The organism is Corynebacterium sp. HMSC063A05 (assembly GCF_001809695.1).
GTDB classification, from domain to species: Bacteria; Actinomycetota; Actinomycetes; order Mycobacteriales; family Mycobacteriaceae; genus Corynebacterium; species Corynebacterium amycolatum.
The window spans coordinates 47,359-61,781 of the sequence record NZ_KV798510.1 but is presented as its reverse complement, the minus strand read 5'-3'; the positions used below and the strand labels follow the sequence as shown (position 1 = coordinate 61,781).

Here is a 14,423-nt window from a genome sequence, read left to right as displayed (position 1 = left end):
TGTCTGACTAGCTGAGCGAGACGACAGCGTAGCCCCACGCTGGAAGCGAGATTTCGGGACCAGCAGCTTCGTCATTGACGATGCTGGCTGCTGCGTCTTCAAAAGTGTGCAGCAGGTGGGCGGAGCCGAACTCGGAATCCAGGCTGACGCTGGTTTCGGCGTCGGAGAAATTCGCAACCAAAGCGACAGTTTCAAAGGCATCCGAGTTTCGGGCCCCCATTTCGCGCTCATCCTGGCTGCGCACAACGACAAGGCAACGATTGTCCTCGTCATACTCGGTCACCACAGATGCCGACCACGGCGTGCGAAGCGACGGGTGGGACTTCCGCAGCGCGAAGAGATCGCGGTAGGCCGCCAGAATAGTGGCGTGCGAGTCCTCCGAAACCTCCTGCCAATTGAGCTTCGAGCGGTGGAAGGTCTCTGGATCCGATGGATCGGATACCTCCTTCGGATCCCACCCGGCACGGGCAAACTCACGTAGTCGTCCTTCGCGCGTGAGCCGCTGCAGCTCCGGATCTTCATGGGAACAGAAGAAAGCAAACGGGGTAGAGGCGCCCCATTCCTCACCTTGGAAGAGCATCGGGGTGAAAGGACTGCAGGCGATAACTGCTGCCTTTAAAACCTGCTGCGCCGGGGTGAGGTTCATCGACGGACGGTCGCCGACAGCGCGGTTACCCGTTTGATCATGCGTGGTCGTGTACGTTACAAAAGCATGCATGGGCTGGACAGACAGGTCAAAGGGGCGGCCGTGAGTACGACCGCGGAATGTCGACATTGTGCCCGTATGCCAGAAGCCGGTTTCCAAAGCGCTAGCCAGCGCTTCCACCGAACCAAAGTCCGAGTAGTAGGCGTGGTCTTCACCAGAGATCAACGTGTGCAGCGCATGGTGGACGTCATCATCCCACTGAGCGTTGAGGCCAAAGCCACCGGCAGCCCGCGGGCGGACCAAGCGCGGATCATTTTGATCGGACTCTGCAATCAAGGAACGCGGAATACCAGTCTCAGCTGCGACAGTGTCTGCGACAACCTGCATCTGCTCCAGAATGTGGAATGCGCCCTCGTCATGCAGGGCATGGACCGCATCCAGGCGCAGACCGTCGACGTGGTAGTCCACCAACCATTGGCGTACCGCATCCAAAATGTACGCACGCACCTCATCAGAGTTGTCGCCGGTGAGATTGACAACCTCACCCCAACCCGTCGAACCACCAGCGGTGTAGGGCCCGAAAAATCCCACATAGTTGCCGTCCGGACCGAAGTGGTTATAGACCACATCAAGAATGACGGCCAAACCCTTGCGGTGGCAGGCATCAATCAGCTTCTGTAGTCCCTGCGGGCCACCGTAGCCCTCGTGCACACTGTGCCAGGACACACCGTCATAGCCCCAATTACGGTCACCGCCGAAAGGCTGCACTGGCATCAGCTCAATGTGTGTTACCCCCAGCTCAATCAGGTGGTCTAGATGTTCCAGCAAACCTTCGAAATCACCAGAATCGCTGAAGGTGCCCACATGCAGCTCATAAATCAGACCTCCTGGCAGAATCCGTCCTGACCAGGTCGAGTCCTTCCACTTATAGGCACCTAGGTCGACAACCTGGGAGAAACCATGCGGGCCATCTGGCTGGGACTGGGAACGCGGATCGGGCAGCGGTATTGTCCAGTCGCCGACAGCGGGGGAGGAGCCGTCCCCCGACTCGCCGTCAGGCGCGCCGTATCCCGCATGTGCCCGCAGCGAAAATGCGTAGCGATCCCCCGGTGTGCGAGCCACATCAGCTTCGAACCAACCAGAGTTGGCGCCGTAGCCATGGGTGGCATCAGCGATTGGATGCATATCAAAAATCGCAGGAGCGTCAGGATTACCCAACAACAGACGGACTTCGGAAGCGTACGGGGCCCAGACTCGGTAGTTGCTCATGAGCACCATGGTAGGTCAGTCAGCGGATTGGCACAGTGAAACTTTTTCGAACACTGCGGATTTGAGGTGAGCCCAAGGTGAGGTCGAGATAGTAGGGTGAGGTCGAGATAGTAGCGACCGACGGTGATTGGGCGTGCCCGAAGCCCATACGCAACAATGGACACTATGACCACCGAGCCATCCACTTCGACCGAAGCGACGCAGAATCAGCGTGACATCGAGCTGATTGTCCCCGCCGACGGTGACATCGTCACGCATGAAATCGAGATTAAGAAATCGCGCTTCATTACGTGGATCGCGCGTGGCGACGACGAAGGCAGCGCCCGAGAGGTCATCAATTTGGCCAAGGCGGAGTACCCGGATGCTCGCCACCACTGCAGCGCATACATTCATGAGGTCGTCGGGGGAAATCGCGTGGAGCGATCCTCAGATGACGGTGAACCCGGTGGTACGGCAGGTCGCCCGATGCTCGATGTGCTGCAGGGCTCTGGAATGACGAATGTCACCGCAGTAGTGATTCGCTATTTTGGCGGCATCAAGTTGGGCACGGGTGGGCTTGTGAGGGCCTATTCGGATTCGGTCTCAGAGTGTCTAGAGAAAGTCACCCGCATGCGGCGTGTGCAAAGAGCCTTGAGAGTAGTGAGTGTTTCCGCTGCAGATGCGGGACGCATCGAGGCAGAATTGCGTGCTCGTGGCTACGAGATTGTGGAAACCCGGTGGGGCCAGAACGTGGAGTTTTCCATCGCGGTGACTGCCGAGGGGATTGCCCAGCTTGACGGAGAAATGCAGGCGCTAACTAAGGGAGCTAGCGAGCCCTCTACGGACGGTGGCGAAATCTGGTGGGAGCTGCGCGCCTAACAGCCACTACCCCTGGTTCGGGGATTCCTCGCCGTTGTGTGCACCGCGATGGCGCTTGAGAATTTCCACCAGTTCGTCCTTGTTTTCCGCAATCTTTTCCGGCCGACCGAAGACGCAGACCGCCGCGACAGTAGCACCGTCTTCCTCCACTGCGATAGAGACACCGTCAACGCCACCGCCCTCAGCAATACCCGGGGCAGCACAAACTCCGGTCTCTGCGATTTCCCCGGCCTGGCGGAGGAAATCATCCACATAAACCTGGTCTTCGGGCCGCGCGGAGTTCAGGTAGGACCACAGTTCGCGCTTTTCAAACCGACTCATCAAAACCCAACCTGCAGAGGTGCGCAGCAGTGAGCGCGGCAGGAAGTTCTCCGTCAGGTACTGGTAGCGCATGGATTCGCCGACGGTTTTAAGGTAGAAAAGTTTGCCACCAACTGGCAGCGCCAGCACGGTAATCAGTCCAGTTTCGTTGTGAATCGCTTCTAGCTCGGCCGTTGGAACGTTGACCATGCGACGACCGGCCATGACATTGAGCAGAAACGGTGCCATGCCGAGCGTGTATCGCTTGTTGGACTCGTCAAGGTAACCAGTAACGGTCAGACCGTTGACAAGGCCCTGCGTGGTACTGAGCGGATAGTTCAGCGTGTGGGCGATGTCAGTGAGAGTTAGGCCTTCGTTAGAGCGTGCAACGAGTTCGAGGATCGCCGCAACGCGGTCGACCATGCGGTGGCGGGGGCGGACAGTTTCTGACATAGGGCTAACTTTAGCAACCTAGCTACGCCATTGTGTTATTTACCTACCCAAATAGGAATATTTAGCAAGTTTGCCTTCTCTGGTGGGATTTATCCCGAATTGTATGGCCCATCGACTTAGGCGATGCGTCAGTGCGACCAGAACACTCTAATATGTACCCCATGAGCTATCTTCAGCCCCAATCTCAGAATCCCATTGAGCTCCGCAAGAACGCGGTGCGAAAGTACTCCCGCAATGCCGTTGTGTGGGCAGGCAGCGGTGTCGTCGGCGGTGCAGTGCTCGGACTTCTTGCCGGAAGCATGTCTCTATTCCTCATCCTGGCAGTGGTCGGCCTGGTCGGTGGTTTTCTCAATTGGCAAAAGGTTCAGCGGATTGTGAACTACAAGGATCCGCAGTAAATGCCTGCTCAGCAGCAATTGTCTACCGAACCAGTGCGTATCGATGCCTGGATTTGGGCGGTCAGGTTGCTGAAAACGCGCTCATTGGCCGCAGATGCGTGCCGTGGCGGCCACGTCAAAGTCAACGGCGAAGCCGTGAAACCCTCAGTTCTAGTCGTCCCAGGGGACAGAGTGCGATTGTGGGCAAACCACCGCGAACACATTGTTGAGGTCACCAAGACGGTGAAGAAGCGGGTCGGAGCTCCGGCGGCCAGGCAGTGCTATATTGACCACTCTCCGCCGCCGCCTCCGAGGGAGATTCTCGCCTCGATGCCGATGCGCGACCGCGGTGCCGGGCGGCCTACGAAGCGCGATCGCCGTCAGCTCGATCGTCTTCGGGGACGTCGCTCATAGGCATCCCGGCCTCCGCTAGTTGCTGTAATCGTGCGCGCAAACGAGCTGGTCGACGCTTCGGGTTATGGCTGGTATCCGCAGTGGCCTTAATGTGCTTGTCGCCGCGAGCCGCTAGTAGTAGGTCATCGATAACACGAACATGACCTGGGTTAAAGCGGTACTTCATGGCCTTGCTTACCGCGCTGAGGCGCTGCGGATTAAGTAGCTCTCGCAGCTGCCCGACAGTGCGAATGCCATTGCGTTCGAGCAGCTCTTCTGCCCAGCCGTAGTGCTCTGATTTTGAGCGGGGTGCATCTGGAAGCAGTATCGTCAGCACACCGGGTAGGGTTTCCTCAGTTACCACAATGTCATCGGCGGTCGTCTTTGCCGGAACTGAGGGCTGTTCGCCCTCTCCATTCGCGGAATTGTCGGGTGCAGATTCCTCCAGCACGGCAACGACTTGGTCGAACTGCTGGTCCGCGAGCTCAATAAGACCAGCGGCCAGCGCAAAGGCCCTATCAATCCGCGGGTCTGTCGCTCCTTCAGGGGCCTTGTAGCGAATATCGTGTTCAAACTCTGCCCATGCATGCTGCAGAACCGTGCGCAGTTGCACCTCAAACTGCATGTCCGCATATGGAGTTAGCTCTGCTGGTGCCGCCGTCGACACCTTGCAGATCAAGTGCTGGGAGCCGTATCCCAACCGGCCGCTGATTCGTGTCTCCGCGGTCTTGTCAATCGTGCGCAGCACAGTCAGCGAATCTCCCAGCGCATCCATAATCGCGGGAATCTCCGTCGAATGGTACGTGGTTACACGCACGCCGATGATGTCGTGGATATCGTGCCACGGGTCAGGGTAGACGTAGCTGCCGTCCGCTTCACGACGCAGGGCCTTCTGCCGCAATGAGCGGAAAGACTTCACCCGCGCTGTGACATTGTCAAAGGCCAAACCGGCATCGGAGAGAATCTCTTTAATCGCATCGACAAAGTCCTGCGCGGCAGTGGGGTTCCGAGTTGCCCACGAGTCGTACTTCGACTGCAGCGCACGTGTAACCTCTCGATCCTCCGCCAACTGAGCCTTGCGGTTCTGCTCGCGGGAATCGTCGGCAAGCGAATCCTTCATCCGATTAGTCGTCATCGTCCTCGCGTACCAGCAGTGCTACTGGGAAGGAGCTGAACAGAGAAGCCACGGCGATGGTACCCGACCAGGTATGGCCGGTGAAACGGTCGGTCCAGAATCCCTTGGGAAGTGTCACTGTAGTGTCGCCCCAACCGCCTTCGCGCTGCAGCCCCAGCGGACGGCGCGTCACCAGCGCGATAACATCTTCCGGCTCGCCCTTCGGTCCACGCGCTGCACCGACCAGATGGCGCTCACCCACACCGACGGAAAATACTGGCTGGTAGGCACCGCCGACGAAGGACTCCGGGCGCTCCGCACGCAGCTTCACGCCGTGGTGAGTCACCATCAGCTTTGCGACGTCCGCATCGGCATCCGTAAAGTCCTCCGGCAGCTCAGCTGGGTGCTCTGGACTCTTAGTCACCGACGTGACCTCATCGCGGGCAACCTTATCCAGCGCCGCGACGCGCGCATCGTAGTCGACGAAGCGGCGGTTGTCGGGATCAACCAGGGAGTCCTCTGTGAACTCCGTCCCCTGGTAGGTATCGGGGATGCCGGGGCCGACAAGCTGGAGGAGCTTGCGCGACAGAGACGTGGTCAGGGCAGCTGGCGCAATGGAGCGGACGAACTCTGTGATGGAGTCGGTCAGGGGGCCGTCGAGAAGCGCGTCGATCCAGCTGCGGATGCCGAGTTCGAACTCCTCGACCGGCTCCGTCCAGGAGGTGTGCACATCTGCCTCGCGGATGGCCTTGATGGTGTAGTCGTGGAGGCGTTCACGCAGTTCATCGGTAATTACGCCGTCGGTCGGCCAGACTCCGATGATGTTCTGCAGCAGGAAGTAGCCGGTGGCATCGTCCGGGGCGGGGGTGATGGCCATCCAGTTGCGGACATTTTCAGCCCAGTCGCCGGAGACATCGGAGAGCTGGAGAATGCGGGCGCGGACATCTTCGCCGCGCTTGGTGTCGTGAGTAGACAGCGTGGTCATCGTTCGTGGCCAGAGGCGAGCACGTTCCGACTGCAACAGGTGGAATTCCGCTGCCGACATGCCGTAGCGACCGAGATCACCGCCGACTTCGTTTAGGCTGATCAGGCGGCAGGCGCGGTAGAAGGTGGTGTCTTCGACACCCTTTGCCATGACCGCACCACAGACCTGCGCGAACCGCGTGGCGGCCTCACCACCGGCTACCAAACCTGCCGAAATGAGGTCGAGAGCAAAGACGCGCGAGGGGAAACGCGCTGCCATTTCACCAATGACCGTGGAAGCCACTCGCGACAGGGAGACATAGTCCGAACGGTAGACAGGCATTGCAGCGACCAGCTTGCAGATGGTGTCGATAAGCACTTCATCGCTGACGCTGGTGCCGCTGATAGACCAGTTGTCCCGGCGCAGAGCCCGCGCTAGACGACGGACCTCCGCAGCCAGCTCGTGAGCAGCGACATCGTGCTTGAGAGCCTGCGCAGTTGCCTGCACGGCAGTCTTGTCCCAGGTTGAGCCGGACTGCTGCAGAGCCAACATGCTCATGGCGTCTCGGGAGTCGCGGTTGACGAAGACATTGTCGAACTCACGCAGGGCGTCGTAACCCGTGGTGCCGTCAACCTGGAGCCTTGGATCCAGTGGCTCTTCGGCACCCAGAATCTTCTCGATAACCAGCCACTTGTCATCGCCGAGTAGACGGCGCAGCTCACTGAGGTATCCGAATGGGTTGCTGAGACCATCCGGGTGGTCAATGCGGACACCGTCAATGATGTCCGCAGCCAGCAGCTCGCGGATGATGCGGTGTGTGTGCTCGAATACCACCGGATTTTCCTGGCGGATGCCGGCCAGACCGTTGACGCTGAAGAATCGACGGTAGCCAATGACCCCGTCCTTCCAGTACATCAGGCGATAGGCCTGGCGATCATGTACTTCCTGCGGGGTGCCGTCCTCGGTTCCAGGGCGCACCGGGAATTCATTGTCGTAGTAGCGCAGAAGTGGGTCATCGCCAGAGGTGTCGAGCTCCAGCTTGTCGATATCTTCCAGGGAGCCCAGAATCGGCAACCCCATCTTGCCGTTGGCACCGTTGTCCTCGTGCCAGTCGATGTCGAAGTATGGCTCGAACTGAGAATCCTTGCCATAGGTCAGAACGTCCCACCACCAGGCATTGAGCTTGGGTTCCTCAACACCGAGGTGGTTCGGTACCAGGTCGATAATGATGCCCAGACCGGCCTTGTGCGCCACCTGCGCGAGCTTCTGCAGCTCTTCCATGCCGCCGAGCTCCGGGTTCACAGTCGTCGGATCGATGACATCGTAGCCATGGTTCGACTCCGGTACGGAAGTGAGGATAGGCGACAGATACAGGTGTGAAATTCCGAGGTCTGCCAAGTAGCCGACCTGTTCAGCCGCGTCAGCGAACGTGAAAGCGCGCCCGTTTGGATCGGCCTTGGGGCCACGGAGTTGGAGACGGTAGGTGGACGTAATTGGTCGGCGACTCATGTTCCCCTTTATACCGCCCACCAGGAAAAGCTGCTGCCTGACCGCTGTGGCAGCAGCTAGCCCCAGAGCCTGCGCCCGCCTTCCGAATGCGAATTTCTTCCCGTGAACGTGGCCTAGAAGGGCGGCATTCCGTCATCGCCGGGCAGGGAAGTGGAACCAAACAGCGGAACCGACTCACTGGAGTTGTTTCCGTCGCTGGCGCTAGGCGTCCCTTCCACAGTGCCTCCTGCTTCGGACGCGCCATCCTCTTCCGGATTCAGCCCGAGTGCAGTGAAGAGCTCCTTCTCGCTCCAAATCTGGATTTCCTGGCCTTCGGCCTGCAGCTGTCGAGCCCTCTTCTCCTTCGACGTCACCGAATCCCACGGACCGGCGACCAATATGGTCGTTTTCTTCGTAACACCCTTATTGATATTCGCACCTGCAAAGGCAATCTTGTCCCACAGAAAACCCTTGTCATACGGTGCAAAATCGCCCGTCAGTGTCACACGCTGCTGGTACAGAAGGCCGCTTGGATCCGCGTCCGGATTCGGGTCTGGAATGGTGTCCGGTGTCTTGGCTGCATCCCATTTCGCATTGCGACGCGGCCGACGTGACGGCGTGGAACTGCCGGACTGCGCACCAGCACTAGCACCAGTGCCCGCGTTGGTTCCGGCTCCAGTGCTGGCGACACCAGACGGGTCATAGCGCACCATCCGCACTCGTCCACTGCCAATCTGGCCCAAGCTCAGCGAGACCTTCTTGCTCAAATCAGCCACCGATGTCGCGCGCTGGTGCTCCATCAACCACAGCGCTACCTCAGCACATGCGACCGCATCCGCCGTCGCATCATGATGATTCTCCAGTGACGCTCCCGCGGCCTCCGCCAACGTCGGCAGCTTCAAGTTGGGCAGCCCCAACTGCATCTGCCGAGCCCACATATAAGTACACGCAAAATTCAACTTCGGTGCTGGAATGCTTTCCGCCCGGCACGCCCGCGACAGGGCTGTGAAATCAAACCGCGCATTGTGAGCAACTACGTCCAAATCCCCGACGACGTCAACAAACTTCGCCAGCTGCTCCGGAAATGACGGCTCACCGGCCACATCTGCTGCCGTGATGCCATGAATCGCGACATTGGCTTCATCAAAATACTCCAACCCCTTTGGCGGACGGCACATCCAGGAATAACGCTCCGTCACCTTCCCGCCACGCACGACCGCAACGCCAAGCTGAATAATCGAGCCGGTGTCTTCGTTCGCTGTCTCTACATCGAACGCCGCAAACGGTGCGATGTCCGACACCGCAACCTCATCCCCCGAAGGAAGCGGCGCAAAAGGCACAGAGTGCTTTACGACGTCGCCCGCGCCCTCAACCACACTCACGCCTTCGGTGACCGCCGCGCGCTGTGCCATCCACGGCATCAACGTGGAAGTAAAAGCATCAGCTGAACTGTAGAACTCCGGATTCTTGGCCATCTCCGCCATGAGGTCTGCCAGCAACTGCGCTGCTGCCTGGCGATGAGACATCACACGAGCCTTTGGCAAAGCTACTCCGAGGTCTACCGTGCCGGGGAAGAAGCGGTTGGCCGGAGTGTAGACACCGTTTTTACTTGCCGATGCGACCTCGGCAACGTCGGCAAGCGGGAGGGGCTTCGCGGGGGCGGTGCTAGCCGTGTTGATGGTGTGGGTAAGACGGAGCCCATCTGCGGTAATAGTCACCGTGTCGCCGGTGAGCTCGAAGACGACGGCGGGCTCGGAGGATGGCGTGGTCGTAGTCATGCACTAGATGGTAGCGCCGATGGCGGATTGAGCCCTATAGAGGCTGCGGTACCTGCGGTTCTAGCCGAGTACATGTGGCTTCCGACAATGTGGAAATGTCCACAGAAATAGGAATATTTATGGAGCGTTCGGACAGTGGGGGTGTCTGTACCCCTGAAAACCACATGTTTTGGGAGGTTAAATGTCCGGATGCATTTTGAGCGGGCGCTCCTTATACTTTTCGACGAACGGCGGTAACTGGTCGTTCGAGCTTTCGAGCTCAAGCGAAGGGCAAAGCGGAAACAACGTATGCCAGTGAAGCGATGAAATAAGGAGTAAATATTTTGAGCACGCATCCTGTGCACCCTGGTTCTATCTTGAACGATAATTTCCTCGAGCCGCGACACCTCTCTATCTACCGACTGGCTCTTGCCATCGGCGTGCCAAGCTCAACTCTGGAGCGCTTTCGCACCGGCCGCACTGCGGTCACCACTGACCTCGCAAATCGACTGTCCGACTACTTTGACACCGAGCCTGAGTACTGGTTGAACTCTCAGGCGGAGTTTAATATGCGCGCATCTGCGTAAGAAGACTTCACGCCAGCTCGGCTCCCGCGGTGCTGTGTTGACCCAATGCGAGTTACTGACTGCGTTTATGGCTGGCGGCGGTGGGTCGATGCGAGTTACTGACTGCGTTTATGTCAAAAATGGCCCGAAAAATGGCCTGAAAGCGTCATAAACTCACACAGTTTCAAATTTGCAGCCCTCAATTTTTGCTACGTACCCCTGTTTTGAGTTGAACTCAGAGCCGAAAATCTCCTGTCAGTGGAAGAAAAGTCTTCCGCCGACAGGGGATTTTTGTGTAGGACCCAACGCGGACGCGGCTAGTGTCGCTCGATCAGCACAATGGTCGAACGGGCCGGCACGCGGAGCTCGCCTTCCGGCTCAACGATGCGCTCGCGAGTCGGTCGACCCGTGATCTCTGCGGTGTCGATGATGACTTCCCAGCTGTGTGCGTATTCGGTGCCCGGAATTTGGAACATGATGTCCTCGTGGTGGGCGTTGAAGCACAGCAGGAAGGAGTCATCTTCAATCCGGTGACCTCGGCGATCAGGTTCAGTGATGGCATCGCCGTTGAGCCAGACCATCAACGACTTGCCGAAGTCGAAGTTCCAGTCATCGGTAGTCATGACACGACCCTCATAGGTCAGCCAGGCAATGTCACGATCATCGGTTTCCGCACCGAGCGGGCCACCGCGCAGGAAGCGGCGGCGCCGGAAGACTGGGTGTTCCGCACGCAGTTCAGTCAGGAACTGGGTGTATTCGACCAGTTCAGAGTTGGTACGAGTCTGATTCCAGTCCACCCATGACAAACGGTTGTCCTGACAGTAGACGTTGTTGTTGCCCTTCTGGCCGCGTCCCATTTCGTCGCCATGGCTAATCATCGGAGTGCCTTGGGACAGTAGGAGAGTGGTCAGGAAGTTACGATGCTGACGGGAGCGCAGAGAAAGAACGCGCTCGTCGTCGGTCGGGCCTTCCACACCGCAGTTCCACGAACGGTTGTGGGACTCGCCATCGCGGTTGTCCTCGCCGTTGGCCATATTGTGCTTCTCGTTGTAGCTGACCAAGTCGTTGAGAGTGAAACCGTCGTGCGCGGTAACGAAATTAATCGACGCAGTGGGGCGGCGGTCATTGTTTGCATACAGGTCCGAGGAACCGGTGATACGCGAAGCGAACTCGCCGAGCGTGGATGGCTCGCCGCGCCAGAAGTCGCGGATAGTGTCGCGGTACTTACCGTTCCATTCAGTCCACTGTGGCGGGAAGTTACCGACCTGGTAACCGCCCTCACCGACATCCCACGGCTCTGCGATGAGCTTGACCTGGCTGACAATCGGGTCCTGCTGCACCAAGTCAAAAAAGGCAGACAGGCGATCCACATCGTGGAATTCTCGAGCCAGGGTGGAGGCCAAATCGAAGCGGAAGCCGTCGACATGCATCTCGGAGACCCAGTAGCGCAGCGAATCCATAATCAGCTGCAGGGAGTGTGGGTGGCGCACGTTCAGGGAGTTACCGGTGCCGGTGTAGTCCATGTAGTGCTGTCGGTCACCCTCGACCAAACGGTAGTAGGCCTCGTTGTCGATGCCTCGGAAGCAGATGGTTGGGCCCATGTGGTTGCCCTCAGCGGTGTGGTTGTAGACCACGTCGAGGATAACCTCAATCCCCGCATCGTGAAATGCGCGCACCATGCCCTTGAACTCGCTGACTGCGCCGCCTGGCTTTTGGGAAGCCGAGTAGTCCTGGTGTGGCGCCAGGAAGCCGAAGGTGTTGTAGCCCCAGTAGTTGCGCAGCCCCTTTTCGCGCAGGTGGTCGTCCTGGAGGAACTGGTGGACAGGCATCAGTTCGATAGCCGTGGCACCAAGGTCCTTGAGGTAGTCAATAATCGCCGGATGAGCGAGACCGGCATAGGTACCGCGTAGCTCCTCCGGAATATCCGGGTGAGTCATGGTCATGCCCTTGACGTGGGCCTCGTAAATCACGGTCTCGTTGTACGGCGTGCGAGGTGCGCGGTCAGCGCCCCAGTCGAAGAATGGGTTGATGACCACGGAGGTCATGGTGTGTCCCAGGCTGTCCTCGGTGTTGCGCTTCGAGTGGTCATGAATGTCATAGTTGAACAGTGATGGGTGACCGTCGAATTCGCCGTCGAAAGCCTTGGCGTATGGGTCGACCAGCAGCTTGTTGGGGTCACAACGCTTACCGTTTGCCGGATCGAATGGGCCGTGTACACGGTAGGCGTAGCGCTGGCCCGGCATGATGGACGGGATGTAGCAGTGCCAGATATGCGCATCGACTTCTTCCAGCGCAATGCGTGTTTCTTCGCCTTCGGCGCTGATCAGACAAAGCTCCACCTTTTCCGCGACATCGGAAAAGAGCGCAAAGTTGGTGCCAGCGCCGTCGTAGGTAGATCCGAGCGGGTAAGGCTCACCCGGCCATACTTGATAATCGCCGACTGTATTTGCTTGGTTCATGTGACTACCTTAACCGTTTTGTAAAAAACATGAGCCATTTTCAGTCCAGTGTGAGCGCGCAAACCGACCCATTCGTCGAGCGCACTTCGCAAAAACGACCCCCAGACAAAAAGTCGAGTTGAACGGTTAAGTGCGTAAACTTCGCGCGAAAATAAGTATTTAACCCTGCAAGTGGGCAATTTGACACTCTAAACGCACCTTGGTGGGCACCGAATCCCCAATATTCGCGGTCACCAACGCGCGAAGATTCCCAAAGGCCTTTACTTTTGGAATTATGAGTCCACGAACCATTGGTGTAACGGAAGTAGCGTTCCGAGACGCTCATCAGAGCCTCATGGCAACGCGAATGGCTATGGAAGACATGGTCGATGTCTGTGAAGAAATGGACAAGGCCGGTTTTTGGAGTGTGGAGTGCTGGGGTGGCGCAACCTTTGATGCCTGCATCCGCTTCCTTAATGAAGACCCCTGGGAGCGACTGCGGACATTCCGCAAACTGATGCCGAACAGCCGCCTGCAGATGCTGCTGCGCGGTCAGAATCTCCTCGGCTACCGCCACTACGAGGACATGGTGGTTGACAAGTTTGTCGAAAAGTCCGCTGAAAACGGCATGGACGTATTCCGTGTTTTCGACGCCCTCAACGATCCACGCAATCTCGAGCACGCCATGCGCGCGGTCAAGAACGTCGGCAAGCACGCGCAGGGCACGATCTGCTACACGACGTCTCCGCTTCACGACGTCGACGGGTACGTCAAACTCGCTGGTCGTCTACTGGATATGGGGGCGGACTCCATTGCGTTGAAGGACATGGCAGCGCTGCTGAAACCCCAGCCGGCTTACGACATCATCCGCGGCATCAAGGAAACTTACGGCGAGGACACCCAGATTAACGTCCACTGCCACTCGACCACCGGTGTCACCATGGTGACTTTGATGAAGGCCATCGAAGCTGGTGCGGATGTCGTGGACACGGCAATTTCGTCGATGTCGCTGGGGCCGGGGCACAATCCGACCGAGTCGCTGGTGGAAATGTTGGAGGGAACCGACTACACCACCGACCTGAACATGGATAACCTGATCACCATTCGTGACCACTTCCGCAAGGTGCGTCCGAAGTACGCAGAGTTCGAGTCGAAAACCCTGGTCAATACCGACATTTTCATGTCGCAGATTCCTGGCGGCATGTTGTCGAACATGGAAAACCAGCTCAAGGCCCAGGGCGCGGGCGACCGCGTCGAAGAGGTCATGCGTGAAGTGCCGATTGTCCGAAAGGACGCCGGCTACCCGCCGCTGGTGACTCCGAGCTCGCAGATCGTCGGCACGCAAGCTGTGTTTAACGTGCTGATGGGACGCTACAAGGTCATGACGGCTGAGTTCGCCGACCTCATGCTCGGCTATTACGGGCAGTGCCCGGGTGAGCGCAACCCAGAGCTGATTAAGCAGGCAGCGGAGCAGACCAAGAAGGAAGAAATCACGGTTCGTCCGGCTGATCTCCTCGAGCCAGAGTGGGACGACCTGGTCGAGCAGGCCAAGGAGCTCGACGGTTACAACGGCACCGCCGAGGATGTCCTGACCAACGCGCTGTTCCCATCTGTCGCACCGGGATTCTTCACCGCGCGCGGCGAAGGGCCGAAGAACGTCGGCAAGACCGCCGAGCAGCTCAAGCGCGAGGCAGAGCAGGCCTCTGGTGCTGCCAATGCCATTCGCGAGCCAATTCGCTACAAGGTCACCGTCGGCGGTCGCTCGCAGACCGTCCAGGTGGAACCCGCCTAGGAACATCG

At 58.5% G+C, this 14,423-nt stretch carries 11 protein-coding genes; 5 read left to right on the top strand and 6 right to left on the bottom strand.

The genetic code is table 11. From position 1 onward, the window contains the following. Window positions 1–7: 7 nt before the first annotated feature. Complete coding sequence (gene treZ / locus HMPREF2651_RS09095; RefSeq protein WP_038625756.1) at window positions 8–1,924, bottom strand: malto-oligosyltrehalose trehalohydrolase; 1,917 nt, start codon at window positions 1,922–1,924, stop codon at window positions 8–10. A gap of 147 nt (window positions 1,925–2,071) precedes the next feature. Here treZ and HMPREF2651_RS09090 point away from each other — a divergent pair, with 147 nt between their 5' ends. Next, on the top strand, window positions 2,072–2,773 hold the full coding sequence (locus HMPREF2651_RS09090) for a YigZ family protein (RefSeq protein ID WP_187402469.1): 702 nt from the start codon (window positions 2,072–2,074) through the stop codon (window positions 2,771–2,773). 6 nt (window positions 2,774–2,779) lie between these two features. On the opposite strand, the gene HMPREF2651_RS09085 is transcribed toward HMPREF2651_RS09090, so the two are convergent. Beyond that, window positions 2,780–3,526, bottom strand: a complete 747-nt coding sequence (locus HMPREF2651_RS09085) for a helix-turn-helix domain-containing protein (RefSeq protein ID WP_038625754.1) — start codon at window positions 3,524–3,526, stop codon at window positions 2,780–2,782. 152 nt (window positions 3,527–3,678) lie between these two features. Here HMPREF2651_RS09085 and HMPREF2651_RS09080 point away from each other — a divergent pair, with 152 nt between their 5' ends. Together HMPREF2651_RS09080 and HMPREF2651_RS10840 are read left to right on the top strand one after the other, a co-directional pair. Continuing rightward, a complete protein-coding gene (locus HMPREF2651_RS09080; protein WP_038625752.1) occupies window positions 3,679–3,924 on the top strand; it encodes a hypothetical protein in 246 nt (81 codons plus the stop codon). After that, window positions 3,925–4,317, top strand: coding sequence for an RNA-binding S4 domain-containing protein (locus HMPREF2651_RS10840; RefSeq protein WP_080972914.1), 393 nt, complete (start codon window positions 3,925–3,927; stop codon window positions 4,315–4,317). Here HMPREF2651_RS10840 and HMPREF2651_RS09075 read toward each other — a convergent pair. The 3 genes from HMPREF2651_RS09075 to HMPREF2651_RS09065 form a co-directional block, all read right to left on the bottom strand. Beyond that, entirely contained in the window at window positions 4,265–5,431 is a 1,167-nt protein-coding gene (locus tag HMPREF2651_RS09075) for a GTP pyrophosphokinase (RefSeq protein WP_065422999.1), read from the bottom strand. The genes HMPREF2651_RS10840 and HMPREF2651_RS09075 overlap by 53 nt on opposite strands. Next, on the bottom strand, window positions 5,421–7,883 hold the full coding sequence (gene treY, locus HMPREF2651_RS09070) for a malto-oligosyltrehalose synthase (protein ID WP_038625750.1): 2,463 nt from the start codon (window positions 7,881–7,883) through the stop codon (window positions 5,421–5,423). Before treY ends, HMPREF2651_RS09075 begins: the two co-directional genes overlap by 11 nt. A gap of 113 nt (window positions 7,884–7,996) precedes the next feature. Next, entirely contained in the window at window positions 7,997–9,640 is a 1,644-nt protein-coding gene (locus HMPREF2651_RS09065) for an exonuclease domain-containing protein (protein WP_038625748.1), read from the bottom strand. A 323-nt stretch (window positions 9,641–9,963) separates the two neighbouring features. Between HMPREF2651_RS09065 and HMPREF2651_RS09060 the strand changes: the two genes are divergently transcribed. Then, window positions 9,964–10,206 (top strand): HigA family addiction module antitoxin, encoded by a 243-nt coding sequence (locus HMPREF2651_RS09060; protein ID WP_005510305.1) that lies wholly within the window; start codon window positions 9,964–9,966, stop codon window positions 10,204–10,206. Window positions 10,207–10,502: 296 nt separating this feature from the next. Here the strand turns inward: HMPREF2651_RS09060 and glgX are convergent, their stop codons facing one another. Next, window positions 10,503–12,644, bottom strand: a complete 2,142-nt coding sequence (gene glgX, locus HMPREF2651_RS09055; RefSeq protein WP_049182116.1) for a glycogen debranching protein GlgX — start codon at window positions 12,642–12,644, stop codon at window positions 10,503–10,505. A 274-nt stretch (window positions 12,645–12,918) separates the two neighbouring features. Between glgX and HMPREF2651_RS09050 the strand changes: the two genes are divergently transcribed. Then, on the top strand, window positions 12,919–14,415 hold the full coding sequence (locus tag HMPREF2651_RS09050; RefSeq protein WP_038625744.1) for a methylmalonyl-CoA carboxytransferase subunit 5S: 1,497 nt from the start codon (window positions 12,919–12,921) through the stop codon (window positions 14,413–14,415). Window positions 14,416–14,423: the final 8 nt, after the last annotated feature.

What these genes read in the sequence shown, in the direction of transcription:
- HMPREF2651_RS10840 (WP_080972914.1), top strand. Translation starts at nt 3,925, where the DNA reads ATGCCTGCTCAGCAGCAATTGTCTACCGAACCAGTGCGTATCGATGCC.
- HMPREF2651_RS09065 (WP_038625748.1), bottom strand. Translation starts at nt 9,640, where the DNA reads ATGACTACGACCACGCCATCCTCCGAGCCCGCCGTCGTCTTCGAGCTC.
- HMPREF2651_RS09050 (WP_038625744.1), top strand. Translation starts at nt 12,919, where the DNA reads ATGAGTCCACGAACCATTGGTGTAACGGAAGTAGCGTTCCGAGACGCT.
- glgX (WP_049182116.1), bottom strand. Translation starts at nt 12,644, where the DNA reads ATGAACCAAGCAAATACAGTCGGCGATTATCAAGTATGGCCGGGTGAG.
- treY (WP_038625750.1), bottom strand. Translation starts at nt 7,883, where the DNA reads ATGAGTCGCCGACCAATTACGTCCACCTACCGTCTCCAACTCCGTGGC.
- HMPREF2651_RS09075 (WP_065422999.1), bottom strand. Translation starts at nt 5,431, where the DNA reads ATGACGACTAATCGGATGAAGGATTCGCTTGCCGACGATTCCCGCGAG.
- HMPREF2651_RS09080 (WP_038625752.1), top strand. Translation starts at nt 3,679, where the DNA reads ATGTACCCCATGAGCTATCTTCAGCCCCAATCTCAGAATCCCATTGAG.
- HMPREF2651_RS09085 (WP_038625754.1), bottom strand. Translation starts at nt 3,526, where the DNA reads ATGTCAGAAACTGTCCGCCCCCGCCACCGCATGGTCGACCGCGTTGCG.
- HMPREF2651_RS09090 (WP_187402469.1), top strand. Translation starts at nt 2,072, where the DNA reads ATGGACACTATGACCACCGAGCCATCCACTTCGACCGAAGCGACGCAG.
- treZ (WP_038625756.1), bottom strand. Translation starts at nt 1,924, where the DNA reads ATGGTGCTCATGAGCAACTACCGAGTCTGGGCCCCGTACGCTTCCGAA.